20 protein-coding genes are annotated in these 24,534 nt (G+C 58.8%); 8 read left to right on the top strand and 12 right to left on the bottom strand.

The annotated features are described in order from the left end of the window. The first annotated feature begins 9 nt into the window (after positions 1–9). From TRM7615_RS11915 to TRM7615_RS11905, 3 genes are all read left to right on the top strand, one after another. Complete coding sequence (locus TRM7615_RS11915; protein WP_108787739.1) at positions 10–978, top strand: TAXI family TRAP transporter solute-binding subunit; 969 nt, start codon at positions 10–12, stop codon at positions 976–978. Between the two features lie 126 nt (positions 979–1,104). Beyond that, positions 1,105–3,714, top strand: a complete 2,610-nt coding sequence (locus tag TRM7615_RS11910; protein WP_108787737.1) for a TRAP transporter permease — start codon at positions 1,105–1,107, stop codon at positions 3,712–3,714. Further along, positions 3,711–4,142 carry a universal stress protein gene (locus TRM7615_RS11905; RefSeq protein ID WP_108787735.1) on the top strand — a complete coding sequence of 144 codons (432 nt, stop codon included), beginning with the start codon at positions 3,711–3,713 and terminating at the stop codon, positions 4,140–4,142. The genes TRM7615_RS11910 and TRM7615_RS11905 overlap by 4 nt, the downstream gene beginning before the upstream one ends. Positions 4,143–4,211: 69 nt before the next feature. Here the strand turns inward: TRM7615_RS11905 and TRM7615_RS11900 are convergent, their stop codons facing one another. The 4 genes from TRM7615_RS11900 to TRM7615_RS11885 all read right to left on the bottom strand — a co-directional run bounded on the left by TRM7615_RS11900 (position 4,212) and on the right by TRM7615_RS11885 (position 8,951). Next, positions 4,212–5,912, bottom strand: a complete 1,701-nt coding sequence (locus TRM7615_RS11900; protein ID WP_108787733.1) for an ABC transporter ATP-binding protein — start codon at positions 5,910–5,912, stop codon at positions 4,212–4,214. Beyond that, positions 5,909–6,850, bottom strand: a complete 942-nt coding sequence (locus tag TRM7615_RS11895; RefSeq protein WP_108787997.1) for an ABC transporter permease — start codon at positions 6,848–6,850, stop codon at positions 5,909–5,911. The genes TRM7615_RS11900 and TRM7615_RS11895 overlap by 4 nt, the downstream gene beginning before the upstream one ends. Positions 6,851–6,855: 5 nt before the next feature. After that, positions 6,856–7,833: an ABC transporter permease gene (locus tag TRM7615_RS11890; protein WP_108787731.1), complete on the bottom strand. Its 978-nt coding sequence runs from the start codon at positions 7,831–7,833 to the stop codon at positions 6,856–6,858. A gap of 248 nt (positions 7,834–8,081) precedes the next feature. Next, positions 8,082–8,951 carry a LysR family transcriptional regulator gene (locus TRM7615_RS11885; protein WP_108787729.1) on the bottom strand — a complete coding sequence of 290 codons (870 nt, stop codon included), beginning with the start codon at positions 8,949–8,951 and terminating at the stop codon, positions 8,082–8,084. Positions 8,952–9,080: 129 nt separating this feature from the next. Here TRM7615_RS11885 and TRM7615_RS11880 point away from each other — a divergent pair, with 129 nt between their 5' ends. Together TRM7615_RS11880 and TRM7615_RS11875 are read left to right on the top strand one after the other, a co-directional pair. Continuing rightward, positions 9,081–9,941, top strand: a complete 861-nt coding sequence (locus tag TRM7615_RS11880; RefSeq protein WP_108787727.1) for a HalD/BesD family halogenase — start codon at positions 9,081–9,083, stop codon at positions 9,939–9,941. 29 nt (positions 9,942–9,970) lie between these two features. Then, the gene (locus TRM7615_RS11875; protein ID WP_235824085.1) at positions 9,971–10,501 is read left to right on the top strand and encodes an isochorismatase family protein; all 531 of its coding nucleotides are present in this window, start codon (positions 9,971–9,973) and stop codon (positions 10,499–10,501) included. An 80-nt stretch (positions 10,502–10,581) separates the two neighbouring features. Here TRM7615_RS11875 and TRM7615_RS11870 read toward each other — a convergent pair whose 3' ends face one another. Beyond that, positions 10,582–12,144, bottom strand: coding sequence for an ABC transporter substrate-binding protein (locus tag TRM7615_RS11870; RefSeq protein ID WP_108787723.1), 1,563 nt, complete (start codon positions 12,142–12,144; stop codon positions 10,582–10,584). A gap of 150 nt (positions 12,145–12,294) precedes the next feature. On the opposite strand from TRM7615_RS11870, the gene TRM7615_RS11865 reads away from it, so the two are divergent. Beyond that, a complete protein-coding gene (locus TRM7615_RS11865; RefSeq protein ID WP_108787995.1) occupies positions 12,295–13,572 on the top strand; it encodes a tetratricopeptide repeat protein in 1,278 nt (425 codons plus the stop codon). A gap of 29 nt (positions 13,573–13,601) precedes the next feature. Further along, positions 13,602–15,038: a sulfatase family protein gene (locus TRM7615_RS11860; RefSeq protein WP_108787721.1), complete on the top strand. Its 1,437-nt coding sequence runs from the start codon at positions 13,602–13,604 to the stop codon at positions 15,036–15,038. A gap of 78 nt (positions 15,039–15,116) precedes the next feature. Here TRM7615_RS11860 and TRM7615_RS11855 read toward each other — a convergent pair whose 3' ends face one another. The 5 genes from TRM7615_RS11855 to TRM7615_RS11835 all read right to left on the bottom strand — a co-directional run bounded on the left by TRM7615_RS11855 (position 15,117) and on the right by TRM7615_RS11835 (position 21,486). Further along, positions 15,117–16,697, bottom strand: a complete 1,581-nt coding sequence (locus TRM7615_RS11855; protein ID WP_108787719.1) for an ABC transporter substrate-binding protein — start codon at positions 16,695–16,697, stop codon at positions 15,117–15,119. A gap of 150 nt (positions 16,698–16,847) precedes the next feature. After that, entirely contained in the window at positions 16,848–17,402 is a 555-nt protein-coding gene (locus TRM7615_RS11850; protein ID WP_108787717.1) for a pyridoxamine 5'-phosphate oxidase family protein, read from the bottom strand. Then, entirely contained in the window at positions 17,395–18,438 is a 1,044-nt protein-coding gene (locus TRM7615_RS11845) for a lipocalin-like domain-containing protein (RefSeq protein ID WP_108787715.1), read from the bottom strand. Before TRM7615_RS11845 ends, TRM7615_RS11850 begins: the two co-directional genes overlap by 8 nt. Then, the gene (locus tag TRM7615_RS11840; RefSeq protein WP_108787713.1) at positions 18,428–20,842 is read right to left on the bottom strand and encodes an FtsX-like permease family protein; all 2,415 of its coding nucleotides are present in this window, start codon (positions 20,840–20,842) and stop codon (positions 18,428–18,430) included. The genes TRM7615_RS11845 and TRM7615_RS11840 overlap by 11 nt, the downstream gene beginning before the upstream one ends. Then, a complete protein-coding gene (locus TRM7615_RS11835) occupies positions 20,839–21,486 on the bottom strand; it encodes an ABC transporter ATP-binding protein (RefSeq protein WP_108787711.1) in 648 nt (215 codons plus the stop codon). Before TRM7615_RS11835 ends, TRM7615_RS11840 begins: the two co-directional genes overlap by 4 nt. A gap of 169 nt (positions 21,487–21,655) precedes the next feature. Here TRM7615_RS11835 and TRM7615_RS11830 point away from each other — a divergent pair, with 169 nt between their 5' ends. Further along, positions 21,656–22,090, top strand: coding sequence for a potassium channel family protein (locus tag TRM7615_RS11830; protein WP_108787710.1), 435 nt, complete (start codon positions 21,656–21,658; stop codon positions 22,088–22,090). Here the strand turns inward: TRM7615_RS11830 and cls are convergent. Continuing rightward, positions 22,087–23,499: a cardiolipin synthase gene (gene cls, locus TRM7615_RS11825; protein WP_108787708.1), complete on the bottom strand. Its 1,413-nt coding sequence runs from the start codon at positions 23,497–23,499 to the stop codon at positions 22,087–22,089. The two genes, TRM7615_RS11830 and cls, sit on opposite strands and share 4 nt — an antisense overlap. 25 nt (positions 23,500–23,524) lie before the next feature. Continuing rightward, positions 23,525–24,499 carry an HAD family hydrolase gene (locus tag TRM7615_RS11820; RefSeq protein WP_181893265.1) on the bottom strand — a complete coding sequence of 325 codons (975 nt, stop codon included), beginning with the start codon at positions 24,497–24,499 and terminating at the stop codon, positions 23,525–23,527. Between the last annotated feature and the right edge of the window lie 35 nt (positions 24,500–24,534).

The following is a 24,534-nucleotide window of genomic DNA, read 5'->3' as shown; positions in this document are numbered from 1 at the left end:
AGTTCTTAAATGAAACGTTACAGCAAGCTGAGCCTGACTGCTCTGGCGGCGACCGCAATGATGGCTCCGGCAGCCTTCGCCGAAGAGTTCATCACCATCGGCACCGGCGGCGTGACCGGCGTGTACTACCCGACCGGCGGCGCGATCTGCCGTCTGGTGAACAAGGGCCGCAAAGAGCACGGCGTGCGTTGCTCGGTCGAATCCACCGGTGGTTCGGTCTACAACATCAACACCATCCGCGAAGGTGAGCTGGAATTTGGTGTGGCGCAATCCGACTGGCAGTTCCACGCCTACAACGGCAGCTCGAAGTTCCAGGACGCTGGCAAGTTCGAAGACCTGCGCGCCGTCTTCTCGGTTCACCCCGAGCCCTTCACAGTTGTTGCCCGTGCCGATGCTGGTATCGAAAACTTTGACGACCTCAAAGGCAAGCGCGTGAACATCGGCAACCCCGGTTCCGGTCAGCGCGGCACCATGGAAGTGGTGATGAACGCCAAAGGCTGGGGCATGAGCGATTTTGCTCTGGCGACCGAGCTGAAGGCAGCGGAACAGTCGGCTGCTCTGTGTGACAACCAGATCGACGCTATGGTTTACACCGTTGGTCACCCGTCGGGTTCGATCCAGGAAGCAACCACCGCCTGTGACTCGGTTCTGGTAAACGTCGATGGTGCGGGTGTTGACCGCTTGGTTGACGAAAACTCGTTCTACCGTAAGGCCAGAATCGTTGGTGGCACCTATCGCGGCAACCCAGATGACACCCATACGTTTGGTGTGGGCGCGACCCTGGTGACCTCGGCCAATGTGTCGGATGACGCGGTTTATGCGCTGGTGTCCGGTGTCTTCGAAAACTTCGACGCCTTCAAAAAGTTGCACCCCGCGTTCGGCAACCTGACACCTGAAGAGATGATCAAAGATGGTCTCTCGGCGCCTTTGCACCCCGGTGCTGCGAAGTACTACAAAGAAAAAGGCTGGATGGAATAATCCACCAAAGCCAAAGGGATCGAGGCGCCAACTGGCGCCTCGTTTCACACCCGTACAACGGGTCAAAAAAAGAAACTGCCCGGTCAGGTTGATGTGACACGAGGCAGTTGGACAGGGAGATGATCTATGGCCTCTGACACTCAGGGCAATCGTCCGCTTACCGAAGAAGAACTGCAGGATCTGGTCGCATCGTCTGATGCGGGCGCCCGTGATCCGGCTGGCAGTGTGGGGCTGTTCCTGGCCATCGTGGCCGTGATCTGGTCCGTGTTCCAGGTCGTTCTGGCCTCGCCTGTGTCGAACCTTCTTCTGCCCGGTAGCGTTGTTAACAATTCACGCCAGATCCATCTGGCATTTGCCATGTTCCTGGCGTTTGCGGCCTATCCGGCGCTCAAGTCCAGCCCACGAAACTATATCCCAATCCAGGATTGGATCATGGGCATCGTGGGCGCGGGTATCGCTCTCTATGGCTATATCTTCTATCAGAAAATCGTGGATTCGGGCGGATTGGCCGATGACGTGGACAAATGGTTTGCGCTTCTAGGTTTGATCCTACTGTTCGAGGCAGCGCGCCGAGCGCTTGGCCCGGCAATGGCAATCATCGCGACAATTTTTCTGGCCTATGTCTTCTTCGGTTCGTCCAGCTGGGTACCTGAAGTCATCCAGTGGAAGGGCGCCAGCCTGAAAAAGGCGATGAGCCATATGTGGATCACCTCCGAAGGTGTCTTTGGCATCGCCTTGGGTGTTTCAACAAAATTCGTCTTCCTCTTCGTTCTGTTCGGCGCGCTGCTGGATAAGGCCGGGGCAGGGAACTACTTCATCAAGATGGCGTTCGGCGCGCTTGGTCACCTGCGCGGTGGCCCAGCCAAAGCGGCCGTTGTAGGGTCTGCTGCAACCGGGCTTATTTCCGGCTCGTCGATTGCCAACGTCGTGACCACCGGCACCTTCACCATTCCGCTGATGAAGCGGGTGGGCTTTAGCAGTGAACAGGCCGGCTCGGTCGAGGTTGCGTCCTCGGTCAACGGTCAGATCATGCCACCCGTCATGGGGGCCGCGGCCTTCCTGATGGTGGAATATGTCGGCATCTCGTATGTCGAGGTGATCACCCACGCCTTCCTGCCTGCTGCGATTTCTTACATCGCGCTTGTCTACATCGTGCATCTGGAAGCGGTGAAGCGGAATATGCCGACTCTGGGCAACCGGGTCGTGTCGATGGGTCGTACAATCGGCGGAATGGCGTTGTTCTTCGCGGGTTTTGCGGGTCTTTGTTACGGCGTTCAGTACCCTGTGCAGTTTGTCATATCGATGATGCCGGGTGCCTCGGGGCTGGTTCTGTCTGCACTGATCGTTCTGGCCTATATGGCGCTTCTGTGGCTCGCCTCGGGCGTTGATGATCTGGTACCGGATGATCCGAACGCCAAAGAGGTCGAACTGCCTGTGGTGTCCGAAATCTACAAGGCCGGTTTGCACTATCTGCTGCCGATCATCGTTCTGGTCTACTTCCTGATGATCGAGCAGAAATCTCCGGGGCTCTCAGCCTTCTGGGCGACGGCACTGCTGTTCGTGATCCTGCTGACACAGAAACCGCTCAAGGCGATGTTCCGGGGTCAGACCAACATGGGCGCGACATTTATGGACGGAGTTGGCGACCTGTGGCAAGGCCTGATTGACGGCGCACGCAACATGATCGGTATCGCCTTGGCCACGGCCACGGCGGGCGTGATCGTGGGCACCGTGACCCTGACAGGCGTGGGGCAGGTGATGGCCGATCTGGTCGAGTTCCTGTCCGGCGGCAACCTGATCCTGATGCTGGTGATGGTGGGTTTGCTCAGCCTTGTGCTGGGCATGGGCCTGCCGACCACGGCGAACTACATCGTTGTCAGCTCGCTGATGGCGGGTGTGGTTGTGGAACTGGGCGCGCAATCGGGGCTGATCGTGCCGCTGATCGCGGTGCACCTGTTTGTGTTCTACTTTGGGATCATGGCGGATGTGACGCCCCCTGTGGGGCTTGCAAGTTTCGCGGCTGCGGCTGTTTCCGGTGGCGACGCGATCAAGACCGGTTTCATCGCCTTCTTCTACTCGCTTCGTACTGTGGCCCTGCCGTTTGTCTTCATCTTCAACACCGACCTGTTGTTGATTGATGTGACGTGGACACAAGGGATCATCGTGGCCATAGCCGCAACCATCGCCATCCTGGTCTTTACGGCCGGTACGATGGGTTACTTCCTGACCAAGAGCCGCATCTATGAAAGCATCGCCTTGATCCTGGTCGCCTTTGCACTGTTCCGGCCCGACTTCTTTATGAACCGTATCTCGCCCGCGTATGAGGCCATCGAGCCGGCTGCGTTTGTGCAAGCGGTGGGAGAGGCCGAAGAGGGCAAAGAAATCCGCATGGTTGTCAGTGGCCCGGATTTTGACACCGGCAACACCAAAGAGACCACATTGGTTCTGAAGGTAGGCCCCGAAGCGGATGGCGCGGCTCGTGTCGATGCGTTCGGTCTGATGCTGCTGGAAGAGGACGGCGTGGTGAAACTGGATGAGCCGATGTTTGGCTCGCCCGTGGCGTCGAACCTGGAGTCCTTTGACTTCTACGCCGATGACCCGGTCCAGATTGCCTCGATTCAGGCACCAGCGGAACAGCCGCTCAAGGAGCTGATCTACATCCCGGCGCTGATCCTGTTGGGTCTGATCGCGATGCTGCAACGCGGCCGTGCCGCCAAAGAGGGAGAACCCGCATGAGCAAGTCCATTCTTTGTGCAATCGACATCAGCAACGGTGAACATGACGGGCCTGTCCTGGCCCGTGCCGCCAAACTGGCGGACATGGACGGGGCGCGGCTGGATGTCGTGACGGTGTTGCCCGATTTTGGCGAAAGCTGGGTATCGGGGTTCTTTGAGGCTGATCACCATGAGAAAGCCGTGCATGAGGCCGGGGAACAGATGCAGAGACTTTGTATCGCAACCCTGGGTGAAGATCGCAATGCCGAGATCCGTCATGTGGTCGCGACCGGAACCGCTTATCAAGAGATCCTGAAAACGGCCGAAGGCGCAGGCGCCGATCTGATCGTGATCGGGGCCCACAAGCCGGACTTCAAAGACTATTTGCTGGGTCCGAACGCGGCACGAGTTGTGCGCCATTCACAGGTGTCAGTCTACGTGGTTCGCTAAGCCGTTCAAATGAAAAAGCCCCGCCCGATGTCATGTCGGGCGGGGCTTTGTTTTGTCTTGTGACCGGAGTTATTCGAGGTTTTCGGTCGACAGATCGTCCAGCTTGGGCATAAGGTCCAGCAGCTCGCGCGTGTACTCGGTCTGCGGATTGGCAAAGAGGCTTTCGGTGTCCTGAATTTCGACGATCTTGCCTGCCTTCATCACCGCCACCCGGTCGCACATCTGACGTACCACCGGCAGGTCGTGGCTGATGAACAGCATGGTCAGTCCCAGATGTTCCTGCAGGTCCTTGAGGATGTTCAGGATCTGCGCCTGGATCGAGACGTCAAGCGCACTCGTCGGCTCGTCACAGATAAGGAACCGTGGCTGCGTTGCCAAGGCGCGCGCGATCGAGATGCGCTGACGCTGCCCGCCCGAGAACTCATGCGGGTATTTCAGCGCCGCCGATGCGCCCAGACCCACCTGATCAAGTAGATCCTCCACGCGTTTCTGGATGGCATTGCCTTCCATCAGCTTGTGATGCCGGATCGGTTCGGCCACGATCTCGTCCACCCGCATGCGCGGATTGAGCGAGGAAAACGGGTCCTGAAAGATCATCTGGATGTCTTGGCGATAGGCCTCTTGTACGGCCTTGTCACCCAGGTTGCTGACGGTCTTGCCATCAAAGATGACCTCACCCTCATCCACCTGATAAAGCCCCGCGATCATCCGCGCGACGGTGGATTTTCCTGAACCAGACTCACCCACGACGCCAAAGACCTCACCGGGTTTGATGTCAAAGCTGACCTGATCCACTGCTGTGAAATACTCGCGGCTCCACGGCAGTAGGCCGCGTTTTTGCAGGAACCGCTTGGTGATGCCCTTGATCTCATAGAGTGGCTTTGACGGATCGTTTTCCACCTTGGGCCAGTTGCGCGCCAGATCCTCGATCGCAAAGCGGGTTTCACGCCCGCCATAGCTGATCTGCGGGAAACGGTGCAGCTTGAGCGTCGGACGCGGAACAGCAGCGATGAGCGATTGGGTATAGGGATGCTCAGGTCGGCCCATGACCTGCTCGGTGGGGCCACTCTCGACCACCTCGCCGGCGTACATCACCGTCACAACGTCCGTGGTTTCGGCAATCACGCCCATGTCATGGGTCACCAGGATGACACCCACCTGACGCTCGCGCGCCAACTCCTTGATCAGCTCAAGGATCTGCGCCTGAACCGAGACGTCCAAGGCAGTTGTCGGCTCATCCGCGATGATCACATCCGGCTCGGAACACAGCGCCAGAGCGATCACCACGCGCTGACGCATACCGCCCGAGAACTGGTGCGGGTACTGATCCAACCGTGTGTCCGGGTCGGGGATGCCGACACGGTCGATCAGGTCGCGCGCGCGCTGAACGGCCTCGGCATCCGACACGTCGTGATGTGCCTGGATGGTTTCGACCAACTGCTCCTTGACCGTGAACAGCGGGTTGAGAGAGGTCAGCGGATCCTGAAAGATCATCGAGATCTTCTTGCCGCGCAGCTTGCGCATGGCGTCCGCATTTAGGCCGCTGATGGTATCGCCCTTGAAGACGATATCACCCCCGGTGATGTGACCAGGACGTTCCAGAAGGCCCAGAACGGCAGCGCCGATGGTGGACTTGCCAGCCCCGGATTCCCCGACCAGACCATGGATCTGACCGGGTTCGACGGTGAGCGACGCTGCATCGACAGCGCGGAACACCTTGCGACGGGTCGGAAACTCGACCGTCAGTTTGTTTATGTCTAGCAGGGTCATCGTAGCTTCGGATTCAATGCGTCCCGGAGCCAGTCTCCGAGCAGGTTGATGGACAAGGCGAGGGCCAGCAGGGTGATCGACGGGAACAGCAGGATCCACCATTCACCCGAGAAGAGATACCCCTGACCGATGCGGATCAGCGTCCCCAGCGACGGCTGCGTCGGCGGTGCGCCCACACCCAAGAAACTGAGTGTTGCCTCGGCGATGATCGCAAGCGCCAGCGAGATGGTCGAGATGACCAGAACCGGCGACAGAACGTTGGGCAGCATGTGGCGGAACATGATCGGAATGGGGCCACGGCCAATCAGGCGGGCGGCCTGAACGTATTCCTTGTTCTTCTCCACCAATGCGGCACCACGCACAACGCGGGCGAACTGCACCCAATCCGACAGCGCGATTGCGACGATCAACACCCAAATCGCCATTTCATTGCGATATTCGGGCGGGGTTATCCCCTTGGCGATGCCAAAGATCAGCATCGCAACCAGGATGGCAGGGAAGGTCAGCTGTACGTCAGCGACGCGCATGATGATGGTCTCGGTCCAGCCGCCGACGTATGCGGCGACAAGACCCAGAACCACGCCGATGATCATCGCCAGCATGACGGCCGAGATACCCACGAAGAGGGAGATGCGCAGACCGTAAAGGATGGTCGAAAACACATCGCGACCCTGGTCATCTGTCCCCAGCAGAAATGTCTCCTGCGTGAAGGCATTAGGCACGCCCGGAGCGGTAAATCCGTTCATCAGGTTCAGTGTCGCCGGATTGAATGGATCATGCGGCGCGATCAGCGGCGCGAAGAGCGCGGCCAGCAGCAGGACGGCCACAACCAATAGGGCGATGATCGCCACCGGTGAATGGCGGAAGGACCAGACAAAATCGCTGTCCCAGAAGGTGGCGAGCCGGGAAGGGCGCGCAGTTGCGGGGTCTTTGGTCATATCGCTCATGCGGTCCTCCCATCCACGCGCAGGCGCGGGTCGATGGCAAAGTAAAGAAGGTCAACGATCAGGTTGATGCCCACGAACATCACGGAAATCAGCATCAGGTAGGCGGCCATCACGGGGATGTCGACAAACTGGATCGCGTTGATGAACAGAAGGCCAACACCCGGCCACTGGAACACGGTCTCGGTAATAATCGCAAAGGCGATGATCGAGCCGAGCTGAAGGCCCGTCACCGTGATCACCGGAACCAGAGTGTTCTTCAGCGCATGGCGGAAGTTGATAGCGCGTTCGGCCAACCCGCGCGCGCGGGCAAAGCGGACATAGTCGGCGCGCAGCACCTCAAGCATCTCGGACCGAACCAGGCGCATGATCAGTGTCATTTGGTAAAGGCCAAGCGTGATCGAGGGCAGGATCAGTGCCTTTAGGCCCGAAGCTGTCAAAAAGCCCGTTGACCATCCGCCTATCTGGACTGTCTCTCCCCTGCCAAAACTGGGTAACAGGTCTAACTCCACCGAGAATATGTAGATCAATAAGATACCTATGAGGAAGGTGGGCAATGAGACGCCGATCAAACTGAGCGTCATGATCGTATTGGCGGCTATCCCGTTCCTTCGGATTGCGGTGAAGACGCCCAAAGCAATGCCAATGCTGATGGCCAGAAACCCCGACACCAGTGCCAGTTCCAGCGTCGCTGGTGCACGTTCGGCAATGATGGTCGAAACTGGGCGTCCTTGGCGGTATGAGACGCCAAAGTTGCCTTGGACGGCGCCTTGCAGGAATTTGAAGTACTGCACCGGAAAGGGCTTATCGAGCCCCAGATCCGTGCGCAGACGGTCGATGTCGGTTTGGGTGCGTTCCTGTCCCAGCATGTTGTCGACGGGATCACCGACAAATCGGAACATGGAAAAGGCGACCAACCCCACCACCAACAAAACGATGACGGATTGGAACACCCGCCGGATGATGTATGCGAGCATAGTGTTTCCCCTTGCGCGTTTTTCGCCCGGCCCATGCCGTCTGATGCGGCGGTTTGTTTGCGATGCGTGACAGGATCACGCCGATTGGGTCTCAGGCTGAAACGCTTTGATAACCCCTCTTTGCAGGATGTGAGGGGATGGTCAAGTTGTCGCAGGGAAAGGGGAAGTGGACGCCGCCAGTTTCCGGCCGAGAAGGTCGGATGTAGCATGAAAATTGGAACGTTTGGGCTCAATGTAAAAGGACGTTCTTAGAATTGCTGCGCCAGCCATGCCTCAAACTCTTTGACATGGCTTTGGTCGGCGTCACGGCGGTCCTTTTGTACCATGAAATGTGCCTGTCCCAGCTCTTTGGGGGCACCAACGATGCGAATTTTCTGTCCGGTCTGGATCGCTTGCCGGGCGAACCTTTCGATAACAACGGCATAACCCAAATCTGCTGCAACCATTTCGATCGCGGCGGTTGTGGTGTCAGTGGTCAAGCGCCCGGCCGAGCTCTCAATCCTCAACCCATAAGCCGCCAGATATCTTGCCAAATGATCGTCGAACCCAACAATGTGGATTGGGGAATGGTGCAGCAGATCATCGGGCACATTTATCGTCTCGCTGGACGCGATGCTGCAGACCGGAACGATCATCTCAGGTGATAGCAATTTCAGGTCGGGTCTTGCTGTGCCCTGATTGGCAAGGATGATGTCGACATCAACGGGCTGCTGATCTGCTGGGTTTTTCCAGATCGAGGTCACCATTTCGACGCTGGTGTCTGGATGGTTCTGCAAGAAATCACCCAGACGCGCAGACAGCCACACGATGAAAGCCATGGAGGCCCGTACCGTGATGGTGCGTGCCCGGCGCGGGCCAAAAAGGCCGGTTGTCGACATGTCCAGCATGTCCAGCGCCTCGCGGACGGTGACCAGATACGCCTTACCCGCATCGGTCAATTGCAGGCTTTTGGCACGGCGCAGAAACAGCCTGGTATTCAACTGCGTTTCCAGGGCTTTGATGTGTTGGCTTACAGCAGTTTGGGTCAACCCGATTTCACGGCTGGCCGAGGTGAAGCTGAGCAACCGCGCGGCTGCTTCGAAACTGCGCAGCCAATTGAGATTCAGGTTGTGACGCATGAAGTTTCCATAAGTTTTTTATGTTCATGAGGGCGAATTAATTCGTTTTAGATGGTCAGCGAGTTTTCGCATAGTGCTTTCAACGCTTGGGCTGTCCACGCAATGTCACCATCCGTAAGGAGCAATACCATGCCAGAAAGCCACCAGACGCTACGGGATAGGGCCTTGGACCTCATTGATCTGGACCGCTACCCAATTGCAGATCTGGAGAGTGGTGCCGGGGCAGTTTTTTTGGAGCAATGCCAACGTCACATGGATGAGCACGGTTGGTGCAACCTGGCTGATTTCCTGCGGACAGAGGCGCTTGAGCAGTTGAACGGCGAGGCCAATGAACTGTTGCCAACCGCCGAAACCCTGCATGTAAAGCGCAATATCTATCAGGGCGCGATCGATCCTTCATTGCCAGACGATGACCCCCGGCGGAAAGAGTTCGTGCACATAGCGGTCCAGCTTGCAGATGATCAAATACCCGTCCAGAGCAAGCTCAAACAGCTGTATCATTCCAAAATACTGACGGAATTCGTGCGCCGGGTTCAAAGAAAGGACCATCTCTATCGCTGTGCGGACGAGTTTCAGGCGCTCAATGTCGTCGCCCTGCACCCCGAAAGCTGGCACGCCTGGCACTATGACACAACAGAATGCACCGTCACCTTGTTGCTGCAAGCGGCAGAGACGGGCGGTGAATTCACTTTCCTTCCCAACTCGCGCACCGACGAGGGTGAGGATCACGAGGCGGTGGACCGGCTGTTGGCCGGTGACATGTCGCATGCGCAGTCGTTTTCGCGTGGTGCGGGCGCATTCACCCTGTTCCGGGGTGGATACTCGCTGCATGGCGTAACCAAGGTCCAAGGTGCGCAACCGCGCATTTCTGCCATCATGACATATGATGAACAGCCAAATCGCGTCATCGAGGATGACATCAACATTCGCATTTACGGCAAACGCGTCGAAACCATACTGGCCAGCCGCAACACTGCGGCGACCGCATAGGAGTACCAAGAATGAAAACCGCATTGCTGGTGATTGATGTGCAAATGGCATTGGCACACGAAGATGCATCTGGCACCGAGCGTTCCTGCCCGGAAGCAGAAGAAAACATTGCCCTGCTGCTGGAAAAGTTTCGCAGCTCTGGCGACACGGTTGTGCATGTCCATCATCATGGCACAGAGCCGGACGATCCTTTTCACCCAGATGCTGAGGGATCAGCCGTGCAACCTGTTGCAGCACCAGCACCGGGTGAGCCCGTCGTTGTCAAAACGGCAAGCAGTGGGTTTATGGGAACAGCTTTGAACGACATCTTGCAAAAGGCAGGCATCGAACGGGTTATTACCTGCGGAGCAACCGCCAATCACTGCGTGGAATCAACCACCCGCAGCGCCGCAGATTTGGGGTACAACCCCGTGTATGCCGCTGACGCGGTGTGGACCTATGGCATAACCGGGCCTGACGGCACGCATCACAGTGCAAACCAGATACATTCCGTCAGTATGGCGACACTCGAAGGTGAGCTTGCAACGGTGAAAAAGACCCAAGATATCTTGGGCATGTGAAACGCGTCACACGTTTCGCAGTAAACCTCCCAATCAAAAAACCGGCCCAGGTGGGGCCGGTTTAGGGGGGATTAGGTGGATCAGTTCACCGTGACCCACCGCAGGATAAAGAAGTTGTCTGGGCGCTGCGTCAGCTCAATATTCTTGCCGGTTCCCCAGACAAGTGGCTGTACGTACAAGGTCACATAGGCTTGTTCATCCTGAATGATCTTGACCACCTCATCCAACATTGCCTGTCGGGTGTCGGCGTTGATCTCGGACTGGATCAGCGGCAGCAACTCGTCCACGCGCGCGTTTGAAAAACCGCCAAAATTCCAGCTGCCCAGTTTCTTGTCCGGATTGGGAGTGGTGGCCAGAAAGCGGATCGGGTGTTCGGCGTCAAAGGTGCCGGGTGACCACCCCAGCAGGTACATATCGTAGTTGTCTTCACGCAGTTCGGGCCAGTAGTTGCGCACCGGCATGGCGTCGAGTTCAGCGGTCAGCCCGATCTGGGCCAGCATGCTGACCACGGCCTGGCACACCGCCTCGTCATTCAGATAACGGTCGTTGGGGCATTTCAGGCCGAACGAGAAACCTTCAGGGTAGCCTGCTTCGGTCAGCAGCTCCTTGGCCTTGGCCACGTCAAAGGGTGGGCGCTCGGATAGTACGCGAGAATAGCCGTTCATCGCCGGACTCACGAGTTGCGAGGCGGCTTCGGCGTTGCCGCGCATGATGGTGCGCAGGATCGCAGGCACGCTGATGGCATGGGCCACCGCCTTGCGCACGCGGGTGTCCAGGAATGGGTTGGGTTTACCCTGATCGGCGCCGTATTTCAGAACATCTGCTTCGTGCGGAAAGCCCAGCATGATCACGCGCGCCTCGATCCCCTTGATTACGGTGACATCGGGTGAGGTCGACAGGCGTTCAGCGTCCTGGATGGGCACCGGGTTGATCATGTCCACGTCGCCTGACAAGAGCGCCGCCACGGCAGTGGCGGGATTCTGGATCGGGGTGAACTCGGCGCGGGTGATGTTGTGCTCGGCATCACCCCACCATCCCTCGAAAGGTTCCAAAACCGTTCGCAGACCCGGCTCGCGCGCGGTTACCTGGAACGCGCCAGTGCCGTTGGCGTTCAACGTCGCATAGTTGCCGTTGTCCTTGTCGGGCAGGGCGGCTTCGTTGGCCTCGGCCCAGTCACTGTCCATGATCATCCAATTGGCGATCGATGACGGGAACAGCGGGTTGGGTGCGTTGGTCAGGAAATCGACGGTGTAGTCATCCACAACCTTCACGTCCGAGATGGGCGCAAACCAGCTGCGGGTGTCCGCCGCCTCGCTGGAGGCACGCTGATAGGAAAACAGCACATCTTGCGCGTCAAAGGCGCTGCCGTCCTGAAACGTCACTCCTTCGCGCAGGGTAAACCGCCAGCCTTCGCCATCGCCAATGGGTTCCCATGCTGTGGCCAGCGCCGATTCAACGCGCATGTCCTTGCCGCGCCGCACCAGCCCCTCGTAAACGTTGTTGAGGAAACCCAGAACGGGGGCGGAGTTCACTGCATGTGGATCCAGTGTTTGAGGGTCGGTGGTCGAGGCCCACTTGAACTCGGCCGCGTGTAACGAAGTGGTCGCCAAAAGGGCGGCTCCAACGGCAAATGCGCGAAACATGACAATCTCCCTGAGTATTCTTTTCGTGTCACCTTGAGACAGTTTGACCCGTTTGACGAGAAAAGCAACGACAGCCGTGCAATGTTGATTTGTGTCGCCGGCCTGCGCAGACTGTCCCCACAGCCATATTCCACTGGAATGGAGCCATTCATGTTTAAAGATCATTACGGAAACCAGATTACGACCGGCGTGGATCAGGCGCGCGATCACTATGACCGGGGGGTTGCCAGCTTTCTGGCGGCGGGTCATGACGCGGCCGACCAGTTTGCCAAATCGATCAAAGCCGACCCAGGTTTTGCCCTTGGTCACGTGGGGCTGGCGCGGGCGCAAATGATGTCCGGTGACATGGCTTCGGCCAAGGCGTCGATGGCTGCGGCGAAGACATGCATCGATGGGGCAACGGCGCGGGAACAGGCGCATCTGAACACCTTTGATCTGTTGTTTCAGGGCAATCCGGTGGGGTGTCGCGCTGCGGTCAAATCCCATGTTCAGGACCACCCCCGCGACGTCATGGTGGCGCAACTGTGCTCCAGCGTGTTCGGCTTGATCGGGTTTTCAGGAGAGGTCGGGCGCGAGGCGGACCTGCTGGCGTTTACTTCGGCGCTGATGCCGCATTATGGCGAGGATTGGTGGATGATGGGCATTCATGCCGTGTCGTTGTGTGAAACCGGTCGACTAGCCGAAGCGGACAGGCTGATGGAGAAGTCCCTTGCTCTCAATCCAAGAAACGCCAATGCCGCGCATTTCAAGGGGCATACACTCTATGAGATGGGGGAGGCTCACGCGGGACTGGCTTACCTCAAGGATTGGATCAAAGGGTACGACAATCGCGGCCTCTTGCATGGTCATCTCAGTTGGCACATCGCGCTTCATTCACTGCATGTGGGTGAGATTGACGATATGTGGACGTACATAGACAGCGGCGTAGGGCCCGGGGGATCGAAGGGCTTGCCGATCAACACGCTCACGGATACGGCGGCAATTCTGCATCGTGCTGAATTGGCAGGTATTGCAGTTCCGCCTGAACGGTGGGCGGAAATGAGCGACTATGCGGCCAAGTATTTTCCAGAAACCGGGCAGAGTTTTGCAGACCTGCATGTTGCATTGGCCCACGCCATGGCTGGCAACGGGGATCGTTTGGCGCATGTGGTGGACACGGCCAAGGGGTTTGCGGCGGATCTGGTGCGTCCGGCGGCGCAGGCCTGGGGCGCCATTGCCCGGCAGGACTGGCAGGGCGCGGTTGACCATCTGATCCCGGCACTGGCTCAGACCGAAAGGTTTGGCGGCAGTCGGGCGCAGCGGGATCTGCTTGAGCTGACTTATGTCAACGCCCTGATGAGACTTGGCCGCGACGCTGAGGCCAAGCACACGCTTGCCATGCGCCGCCCTGTTTTGGCGACCCATCCGCCCGTTGCCGGATTGCAATAAGCATTGAAATGCCGTGAGGACCACAAGGAATGACCACACGCCCCATGAACACGGTGGTGATCCTGTCAGATGAGCATAACCGGGACGTCCTCGGGTGTTACGGCGACCCTGTCGCACAGACGCCGCATCTGGATCAGCTTGCTGCGCAGGGCACGGTTTTTCGCACGGCTTATTGCAACTCGCCGGTCTGTGTGCCGTCACGGGCGTCCTTCATGACCGGGCGCTATCCACATCAGATCGGGGCATGGGACAGCACGTCGCCCTTTGACGGTCAACATGGTGGATGGGCTGCACAGCTGCGGGATCTGGGAAATCAGGTCGTGTCCATCGGAAAGCTCCATTTCCGCAGCAGTACGGATGACAATGGGTTTACCGACGAGATTGCACCGATGCATGTGCACAACGGCACCGGCTGGATGTCGAGCCTGCTGCGCAGCCCGCCACCGCCAATTGCGGGCGCAGAGCAGACGGCCGGTCAGATCGGACCGGGGGAGACGGGATACACCCGGTACGACCGGGACATCACCCAAACGGCCTGTGACTGGCTGCGGAAGGCTGCATCGGCTCCACGCGACAAGCCTTGGGTGCTCTATGTTGGGCTGGTTGCGCCCCATTTCCCGCTCATCGCGCCACAGCGTTTCTTTGATCTGTACCAAGATGCAGAGATCCCGCCGCCCCGGCAATACACCGAAGCTGACAGACCCAGGCACCCGGTTCTGGATGCCCTGCGGGCGTCGTCCAATTATGATGACAGCTTTGATCCGGACAGCCTGCGCATTGCGCGGCAGGCCTATTATGGTCTGGTGTCTTTTCTGGATCACAACATCGGTCAGATCCTTGCGGCGCTGTCGGACAGTGGCCTGTCCGATAACACGCGGGTCATCTACTCGTCGGATCATGGCGACAACCTGGGCCATCGCGGGTTGTGGGGGAAATCCGTGATGTATGACGATGCCGTGGCGGTGCCATTGATCATCGCCGGCCCGGATGTTCCTGCCGGGCAATGTGTCGACACGCCGGTGTCTTTGGTGGACGTGCATCCAACGCTGCTGGAATTCGCGGGCGGGGCATCCGACCCGGATCTGCCGGGCACTCCCTTGTGCCGGTGGTTTGAGACCCCGAAACAAGACCGAGAAGTGTTCAGCGAGTATCATGATTGGTCGTCGGTGACGGGCATGTTCATGCTGCGCACAGCGAGGTGGAAGATCATTCGCTATCCGGGCTATCCGGACCAATTGTTCGACATGCAAAAGGATCCGCAAGAAGCAATCGATTTGGCCGATGATCCCGCATATTTGCCGGTGCTACGGGATATGCGCACGCGATTGGATGTGATTGCCGATATTGATCAGATCAACGCTCGGGCCTTTGCGGACCAGCAAAAGAAGATAGACGCCTGCGGTGGTGTCGATGCCATTTTGGCGGGTGAAGAGCAAGCTTACACCCCGGCACCCAGCCAGGCCTGACGTGCCCTGTCCTGACACGAAAAAGGCCCGTCGAGGTTTCGACGGGCCCATTTCCTTGGCTCTGATGATCAGAGAGGATCAGTTCAGAGTGAAGTACTTGAACTTGGCGGTGTCATCCGGCGCCACGATGGTGCCAACCTTGGAGTTCATGCCCCAGTTCAGCACCTGGTGGTGGATCGGGATATACAGCTGCTCGTCCTGCACAACGGTCCAGATCTCGTTGATCATCTCGTTGCGCTTGGGCAGGTTGGTTTCCGAGGCAAGCGCCTGGATTTTGGCGTCCAGATCGGCGTTGCCGAAACGGGTGCCGTTCCACGAACCGTACTTCTCACCCTTGGTGTGGGCCAGGAAGTTGAAGATGTATTCCGAGTCGTATGTCGGAACGCCCCAACCTAGCATGTAGAAGTCGGTTTCCAGGTTGTTGATCAGCGGGAAGTGTTGCGCCTTGGGCTTGGCATCGAGGTTCACGGTCACGCCGATCTGCGCCAGCATGCCAACCGCCGCCTGACAGATCGCTTCATCGTTGATGTAGCGGTCGTTCGGGCAATCCAACTGAATGCTGAAACCGTCACCATAGCCTGCTTCGGCCATCAGCGCCTTGGCACCTTCGATGTCGGTCGTGGACGAGCTGTCCATGGCCTCGTTCCAGCCGTTCACGAAGGGCGGCGAGATCATGCCAGCAGGGGCCGATTGGCCACGCATCACAACCTGTTTGATCGCATCACGGTTGATCGCCATCGACATCGCCTTGCGCACGCGAACGTCTGCCAGCGGGTTCTTGCCCTCGACGTTGTCGTTTTTCAGGTCCGCATCGCCTTGGTTCATACCAAAGAAGATGACGCGGTTCTGCGGTGCGGTACGCACGTCCAGACCATCGGAACCTGCTACACGCTCGAGATCCTGAACCGGAACGTCCTGAATGAAATCAACTTCGCCAGACAACAGAGCTGCAACACGGGTCGCGGCGTTCTGGATCGGGGTATAGACGATCTCGGTCACAACCATCGGGAACTCATCCTTGCCCCAATAATTGTCGTTGATCTTCATGACGGTTTTCACGTCAGGCTCGCGGCTGACCAGCATGAAAGGGCCGGTGCCCATTGCGTTCTTGGCCGCAAAGGTGTCTTCGCCACCCTCATAGTCCTGTACTTTGACGGCGCCGTTTGCTTCGGCCCAACCCTTGTCCATCATGAACATGTTGGTCAGGTTGTTCGGCATGATCGGGTTCGGACCGTTGGTCTCGATTTCGACGGTGTATTTGTCGGTGGCGCGCACCTCTTTGACCGAGGCCAACAGTTCCTTGTAATCCGAATCCGGTGTCATCGCACGGTTCAGCGAAAAGACGACGTCTTCGCTGTCAAACTCGGCGCCGTCATGGAACGTCACGCCTTCACGCAGTTTGAACACCCAGACGTTCGGGTTGGCCTCGGACGGGCCCCATTCGGTGGCCAGAGCAGGCACCATCGCACCGGTCATGTCGCGCATCACCAGCGGTTCCATGATCTGATGCGCCAGTGCCGAGGTCGGGCCTTCGTTCTGTGCATGCGGGTCCAAAGTCAGCGCGTCACCGGCGCGGGCCCAGCGCAGCGTTTCTGCCGAAACGGCAGACGCCATCAGAGCGGTCGCACTTGCGGCGACCAGAAGATGTTTGAGTTTCATCGTTCTCTCCCAATTTATTGAGCCTGCGATTCTTGTGCCGCAGGCGTTTGGACCTTTCCGGTCCTCATGGGGTGTATCATCCAAATCCTTGAGCGGGTTGCAACGGTTGTCTGCAACCAGTCCTTGCGTCAACTTCCTGAATCTGCAGGGTCAAGGCGACAGCCAATCACCCTTCCAATTGTTTTTCTTAAGAAATTCCGCGCGCCAGTGTCCGTCGCGCGACAGGCAAACAATGTCGATATGAGACAAGGTTACAGTAATTTTGGTGAAATTATTTATGTCTGGGTGCACCTCCCAGGCCTCAGACGCCGCGATTTTGGTGCCAGGTGGCGGGACATGGCCATAGGCCTCGCGCATGTGATCGGGCACGGTTGCCCACTGTTCTTGTATCGGCGTGCCACTCGTGATCTGTGCCTCGCCGGACAGGCGTAGTTGGATCAGGTGATCTGGCGCCCAGAGGTGTAGGGAGGCCGCGTTGTTTTTGCCAAGCTCTGCCACCTTGTGCGAACGAGCATCGGTGAAAATGCAAAGCGTGGCCGCGTCTGCATCCAACTCGCGCAGCACCACGGTGCGCAATTGCGGGGCGTGGTTTGCGTCGACGGTGGCTAAGGTCACGAACCGTAGGGGCGAGCGGTCGTCGGCATTGGCTTGCTGCAAGATGGTCCAGGCTTGGGACCAGGCGCCGGTCAAGGTGGGTTCAGTCATATCCCGTCATCTCCAGATAGCCTTTGCCCTGATGCGATCCCGAGACCTGCACAGGTCCTTCCCAATAGGCGAATGTCGTTCCCATCCATGCGGCTGGATTGAGCGCCTCAATTCGAATGTCGATGCTCTTTTCGGGCAACTGCAGATCCCAAGCAATCGGGACCTGGCGTCCGGTCGCCTCGTCCCATTTGGTTGGCGTCGCGGTCACGTGACCATTGCCAATCGGCGATGCCTGGCCGTCCGGGGCGATCCAGGTGCCAGAGGTGAAGAGATCGGTCTCTCCTCGCAGCCGAAACGCCATCAGCCGTTCGCCACTATCAAATGTGAGTGAGAACCAATCCCAACCTGTCTGATCCTCGGACAGGGGCTGAGATGACCATTCGCGGTCAAGCCAGGCCCAGCCGGTGACCGGCATCGGGCCGTTCGGCAGGTCCAGCGTGCCACTGACTTGATAGGCGGGTTGGGAATAGTAATAGCTCGCCTGACCAGCCGCGGATTTGACCGAATACCCCCGGTCGCCATGGGCCACCAACGGGCCGGTGGCCACGAGATCCAAGTCATAGGTGAATTCTGACCCGCTGGCGCGCAGGTTCAGATGGTCGAAATCGGGGCCGACCATCTGCCAATCGTCGATCCAGGCCTCAAAGGGGTGGGCCGTGACACCTGCCTGTCCAATGCCATCGCGCGCAAAGCGTTCGTCAAAGAAATGCGCCTCGGGTGATGTGACTGCCGCGTGTCCCATCCAGAGCTGCGGGCTTTGCCAGCCATCGCTTTCAAAAGGGCGCAGGGCGCTACGGAACAGGGTCCATTGAATGCCATAGTCCCGCCCATCCGTGCCTGTGAGGTTGGCGGTGACATACCACCATTCGATCCGAAACGACGGGTGGGGGCCATGGTCGTCGGGAAAGTTCAACAGGTTCCCGCGCTTCGGCACAGCAAACCCATCGGCGGTGGCGCCAAGGCCCGCAAACCCCTGGGCACCGGCCACACCGGGCAGCGCCATCAGCAGAACAAGCAGGATCATCCTAACGTTCATGGGCAAACACCTTGAGCAGATCCGAGGGGGGCACTTGCAAAAGGCGCCGGGCAGGCAACAAGCCGGCCACCAAGGCGGTGAGCACGGCCAGTGCTCCCAGTTTGGCCCATTCGACAGGGAAGACGAACATGGGCAGGCGCCAACCAAAGGCCTCGACATTGATCACTGCCAGCAGAACCCAGGCCAGCATCAAACCCAGGGGCAGGGCAAGCGCAGTCGTCAGCGCCGCCAGGATCACGCTGCGCAACAGCTCCAACCCCGCAAGTTGCCTGCGCGTGATGCCCATGGCCCAGACCGGGGCCAGCTGGGGCAGGCGTTGGGTCCAGAGCGTCAGAAGGCTGGTGAAAATGGCGAACCCCGCCACGCCAAGCGTCAGGATGTTGAGTGCACCGGTAACGACAAAGGTCTTGTCGAAAATCTCCATCGAGCGGGCCTTGAGGTTGGCCTGATCAATCAGTGCGTCTGGCGGTAGGTCAAAACTGGCGGCCAGCTCTTGTGCCACCGTCGCGACCTTGTCAGACGGCAAGCGAACGCCAAAGCGCGTGTTGGGCACGGGCAGGCCAAAGCGCGCCAGCTCGTCCACGGACAGGATGGCCTGTGCCGTGGGATTGCCGTAGTCGGAATAGACGCCCGCTATTGGGTAGGTCAGGTCAGGGGGCAGCGTTACAGTGTCCCCGGGCCAGAGGTTGTTGCGTCGGGCCATCTGTTCGTTGATCAGGATCGCCTCGCCCCCCACAACACGATCCCAGACGCCTTCGGCCGGCGTCAGCAGCGGCCAGTGTTGGCGATAGGTCTGGTCATCCACGACACCATAGACAAAGATCGGTGCGCTTTCGTGCTCCATCTCCAACGCGCGGATGGGCAGAACGCGGTCACTGTGTCGACCCAACCAACGTTCAATCTCGGCGCCTTGGGCGTCGTCGCGGGCAGTGACATACAACTCGGCGGTCAGGCGTTGGTCGAGCCACCCGGTAAAGGTCAGACGAAAGCTGGACACCATGGTGCCGACGCCGATGTTTGCGGCCATTGCCAAAAGCAGAGCCATCAGGGCCAGCGACAAGCCGGGCAGCTGTGCTTTCATATCGGCCCAGACCCATTCAGACAGAGCTGTGCCCGCAGTGCGCCCGCCAAGGTTCAGCAAATGCGACAAGAGAAATGGCAAGCACAGAGCCGCTCCCATCAAAAAGCCCGCCAGCAAGGCAAATCCAGCGATCAGCCCATCCCCCAGCAAAACGGCGATCACGCCCAATCCGATCAGTCCCAAACCGGCCACAGCCAAACGCGCTACCGACCCTTGGGTTTGCCCCGACCAGGCCCGCGCGCCGGGCGTCGACAAGAGAGGCAAGCGTGCAAGCTTCCAAAACGCCTGTCCGCTGGCTGCGGCCGTCCCAATCAGCGCCATCCCAAGGCCCGAGGCAACCCATACAGGACGGATCGTCAAAGCCCCGTCCACCGGCGCGCCATAAAGCCCCCGCAGCGTGGCGGCGACGTCCGGCAACAGGGCGCCCGCAATATAGAGCCCCAGAACCAGACCTACGAGGCCCCCGATCAGGGCCAGGATCATCAGCTCAACCACCAAGAGGCGGCGCAGGGTCCGCATGGGGGTGCCAAGTGCGCGTAGGGTGCGGATCATCGGGCGGCGCTGTTCAAAGGCCAGTCCCACCGTGCCGTGGACAATGAACAGCCCCACGGCAAAGGACAGCAGGCCAAAGGCGGTCAGGTTCAGATGAAAACTGTCGGTCAGGCTGGCGATGCCGCCGTCACCCTGGGTCGAGATGCGCCGCAGTTCCGGTGCGATCTGATCCAGGGGCGGTATGCCTTTGGGTTGTTTCGACAGGACGACCACATGACTGATCTGCTCAGGCTCTCCCAGCAGCGCACCGGCGGTGCCGATGTCGGTCAGGACCGTGCCCACTGGCACTTGATCACTCGCGATAACAGGCGGCAAACCGGCGGTCGCCTGCAATCGCTCGGCCAAAGGTGCGCGCGCAAACAGCCGACCGGGTGCGGACAGAGCATCAACTGGCGCGATCCCCTGAACCTGAGAGGCCTCGGCGATGGCGGGCAGGGTGGGATAGCTCAGCAAATCCACACCCAACAGGTTGATCCGTCCCCCAGCCACTGCGAGCCGTCCTTCGCGCACGGCGGCCACTTGCCACCCGGCACGGCGCAGGATGCGGTATTGCGACAAGGTCATCGGGCCGGACGGATCAATGATCCGATCCAGCGATCCGGCGGCCAGCTGTTGTGTGGCGCTGGCATAATTTGCCCGCGCCTCGGTGTTGATTGCCTGAACCGCCGACCAGAGTGCGGTGGCCAGAGCGATGCCACTGAGCAAAGTGGCCAGCTGCAAAGGGTGGCGCCGCCAGTGTGACCAGATGGCCTGCAGGATGGCGCCTGTCATGCAATCTGTCCCTGGCTCAGATGAACTTGACGGTCCGCGCGGGCGGCGATGGCAGGTGAATGAGTCACCAGCAACAAGGCAGAGCCCGCATCCCGGACCAGTTCCAGCATAAGGTCCATGACCGCCGCACTTGCGACTTCATCCAGATTGCCTGTGGGTTCATCTGCCAACAGAAGTGGCGGCTTCAGCGCCATGGCCCGCCCGATGGCGACACGCTGTTGCTGCCCGCCGGACACCTGCTCGGGCATCCGATCCAGCAACTCGGTCAGGCCCAGGCGTTCGGCAAGTGTCTCTTGCCACGCGGGATCAAGAACACCGGCCAGGCGGGCGTGAAAGCTCAGGTTCTGGGCCACCGTCAGGGACGGGATCAGGTTGAAGGCCTGAAAGACCAGCGCCACCTGGGATCGTCTGAGCGCCGCACGACCTGCATCGTCCAGCCCTGAATACAGCGTCTGATCCAGCGTGATTTCACCCGCATCGAAATGATCCAACGTCGCGACCAGGTTCAAAAGCGTGCTTTTGCCACTGCCACTGTCACCCGTCAGTGCCAATGTCTCACCCCGATCCAGCTGCAAGGACACACCGGTCAGAACCGGGCGCCCGCCTGGATAGGCTTTGTCAACGTTTTCAATGGACAGCAGCATGGAGTTGGCCCCGGTCTTGGCGTCTTTTCATCCCCATACTGTGGCGCGGATCAAAGCGGTGTCCAGTGATGAGGCGCAGATAGCAACCTTCCGCCGCACCTTTGGGGCAACGGATTGACCCGCGTGCAAATTTCCGACACCTAGAGGGGAATTCGACAGGAGCAGCGCAGTGACGTTAACCGAGCAGATCTTTTGGGGCAGTGTGACCTTGGGGGTGTGTTTTGCCGTCGAAATCGTGTTGTTGGTCCTGTGCAATGTCTGGCTTGAGAAGCTGTCCAACAAGATGACACGCAACTCGGTTGTGATCCGGGCCGCGACGCTGATTTCCCTGTCTCTTGGCGTGATTGTCTTGGCCCATACCATTCAGGTCTGGTTGTGGGCTGGGGCCTGGGTCTTTGGTGATGTGATGCCGGATTGGAATTCGGCGATCTATTTCTCACTGGTGACCTATACGACGCTTGGCTATGGCGACATCGTGTTGGGGCCTGATTTGCGCATCTTTGCCGCCTTTGCATCTGTAACGGGGTTGTTGGCGTTCGGGCTGTCGACCGCCTATCTGGTGGCGATGATGACCCGCATGTTCGAACGTAATGGCAAGATCTAGAGGATTGGTGAGACCAACCGGGCAAGCGGCGCGCCATAGCGGACAAAGGCCGGTTGCAGCGCCAGGGGTTTGACGAGCTCGTAAGAGTTTTCGAAGTCCACCTGAAACATCTCGTCCAGGTCTGCCGCGACATCCGCGTCAAAAAACAATGCCATCGCTTCAAAATTCAGGCGAAAGGATCGGTTGTCCAGGTTTGTGGTGCCGACAGCGGCCAACGTATGATCCACCACAAAGGCCTTTTGGTGCATGAAGCCGTCCGTATAGCGATAGACCTTGACGCCTGCCTCGATGATCTCGTCGAAATAGGCAAAGGCGGCGAGCCACGGCATCTTGTGGTCGATCACATCCGGCACCAACAATCGCACGTCGACACCGCGCATGGCCGCGTTTGTCAGGGCGGTCATGACGTCGATATCGGGCACGAAATACGGCGAGGCGAGCCAGATCCTCTCTTGCGCGGCAGCAATGGCGGAAAAGAACATCATCGAGCCCGTCTCGGTCGTGTCACCGGGACCGGTGGCCACGATGACAGCATTTGCGTTGTCCCCTACGTCCGGTGCGGCCCAGTTCAGTTCGTCCAGAAGATCTTCGTCCCGGGCCCAGTGCCAGTCTTCGACAAAGATCAGTTGAAGTTGTGATACGATCGGCCCACTGATGCGCATATGCGTGTCCCGCCAACGACCGAACTTGGGATCCAGTCCCAAGTATTCGTCCCCCACATTGTGCCCGCCGATAAAGCCTGTGATGCCGTCGATGACGACGGTCTTGCGGTGGTTGCGATAGTTCAGTTGAAAGCGGAATTTCGGACCCCGTTGGTCTGCGGGCATGACAACGTCGATGCCTGCGCTGCGCATATCCTCGTAGTAGGAATTGGGCAGGTGATAGCTGCCGACCGCGTCGGTCATGAACCGCACCTTGACGCCACGCGCAGCCGCTTCGATCAGTTTGGCCTGCAGACGCAGTCCCAGATCGTCGGCGCGTACGATGTAGAACTGGATCAGGATGTAATCCTGGGCTGCGTCAAGGGCGTCGAAAATCGCACCAAATGTGGCCTCGCCATCGACCAACAACTTGGCCTCGTTGCCCTTGAGAACGGGAAGGTTGGCGATTGCCTCGAAGGGTTTGACATTCATGGTCAGCGTTTCGGGGGCAGGACGGATGTGTTGGGAATAGGTTTTGATCCCTTGCACCACACGTTCGCTCTCACGCCGCGCCACGCGATAGCCCGTGAACCGGTGGTGACCCAGAAACAGATAAAGCGGTACCCCCGCCCACGGAACTGACAGCAGGAAGACCACCCATCCCACTGCCCCTTGAGGCGTGCGGGCGGTTTGGGCGGCCCGAACGGCACACAATACGGCGGCAATGAAAAGAAGCAGAACACTCAGTGCCACGATGAATGACCACATGTTTGTCTACTCCCTTGTTTCGGCCTCAGTTCTGGTCGGTATAGATACGCTGCCAATCCTGTTTCATGTCAACGATAGTCCACCCCATGCCGGGCCCCTTGTCCAGCCCGTCGACCAGCCGCCCTATGGGGCTTTCGCGGTCATTGGCGTATTCACGGTCGCCATCGGTGTGATGCACGAGAAGGCCAAAGCGCGCGCCTTTCCCGGCTGTGGTCCATTCCAACATGGCAAAATCGCCGTCCGAGTTGCCGCCAGCAAAGATCGGGCGCCGCCCGATCGTACGCTCGATGTTGATGGGTTTACCTTCCTTATCGTCAACAAAGGCGATGCCAGGGGCTTTGGAGATCACAGGTTCACCATCGACAATGGCGTATTCGGTGTTCGTGTAGGTGCCCAGGACCTGTTCGGGCGGAATGCCATACGCCTCTTCGGCAAAGACGCGCATGAAATGGATGCCACCGCCTGAGACGATGTAGGTCTTGAAGCCTTCGTCACGCAAATAGCGCAACAGCTCGACCATGGGCTGATAAGTCATCTGGTCATAGTGCAGACCAGTGTCGGGATGCTGCTTGGCATCCAGCCATTCAGCCACCTCTTGTTGAAAGACGTCCACGTTCATGCCGCTGTGGGTGGCATCCAAGATTTCGAACAGTGCGTCGTGCCCACCGGCCAGAACCGTCTCCATGTCGCCCGCAGCAGCGGCTTTCAGGACATCGGTGCTCAAAATGCTCGGGTCGGCTTCGGACATGGTTTTCAAACGGTCGATGGCAAAGATGAATTGGAAATAGACCGGCTGTTCCCCCCAAAGCGTGCCATCGTTGTCAAAGACAGCAATCCGGTCGCTTGGTGTCACGTAGTCGTCCGATGCCGGATTGGTCACGGTTTCCACAAAGGCGAGGATCTGGGATTTGGTGTCCGTTGCAGACCAGGACGGTAGCGGGTCAGCCAATGCGGTGGTGGCGGCAAAAAGAGCGAGAGCAGAGGTCAAAGAGCGGAACACAGGAACATCCCCAAATATCAAAAAAACGAAACAAG

The organism is Falsiruegeria mediterranea M17, assembly GCF_900302455.1.
GTDB classification, from domain to species: Bacteria; Pseudomonadota; Alphaproteobacteria; order Rhodobacterales; family Rhodobacteraceae; genus Falsiruegeria; species Falsiruegeria mediterranea.
This window is presented reverse-complemented; position numbering and strand designations above follow the sequence as displayed.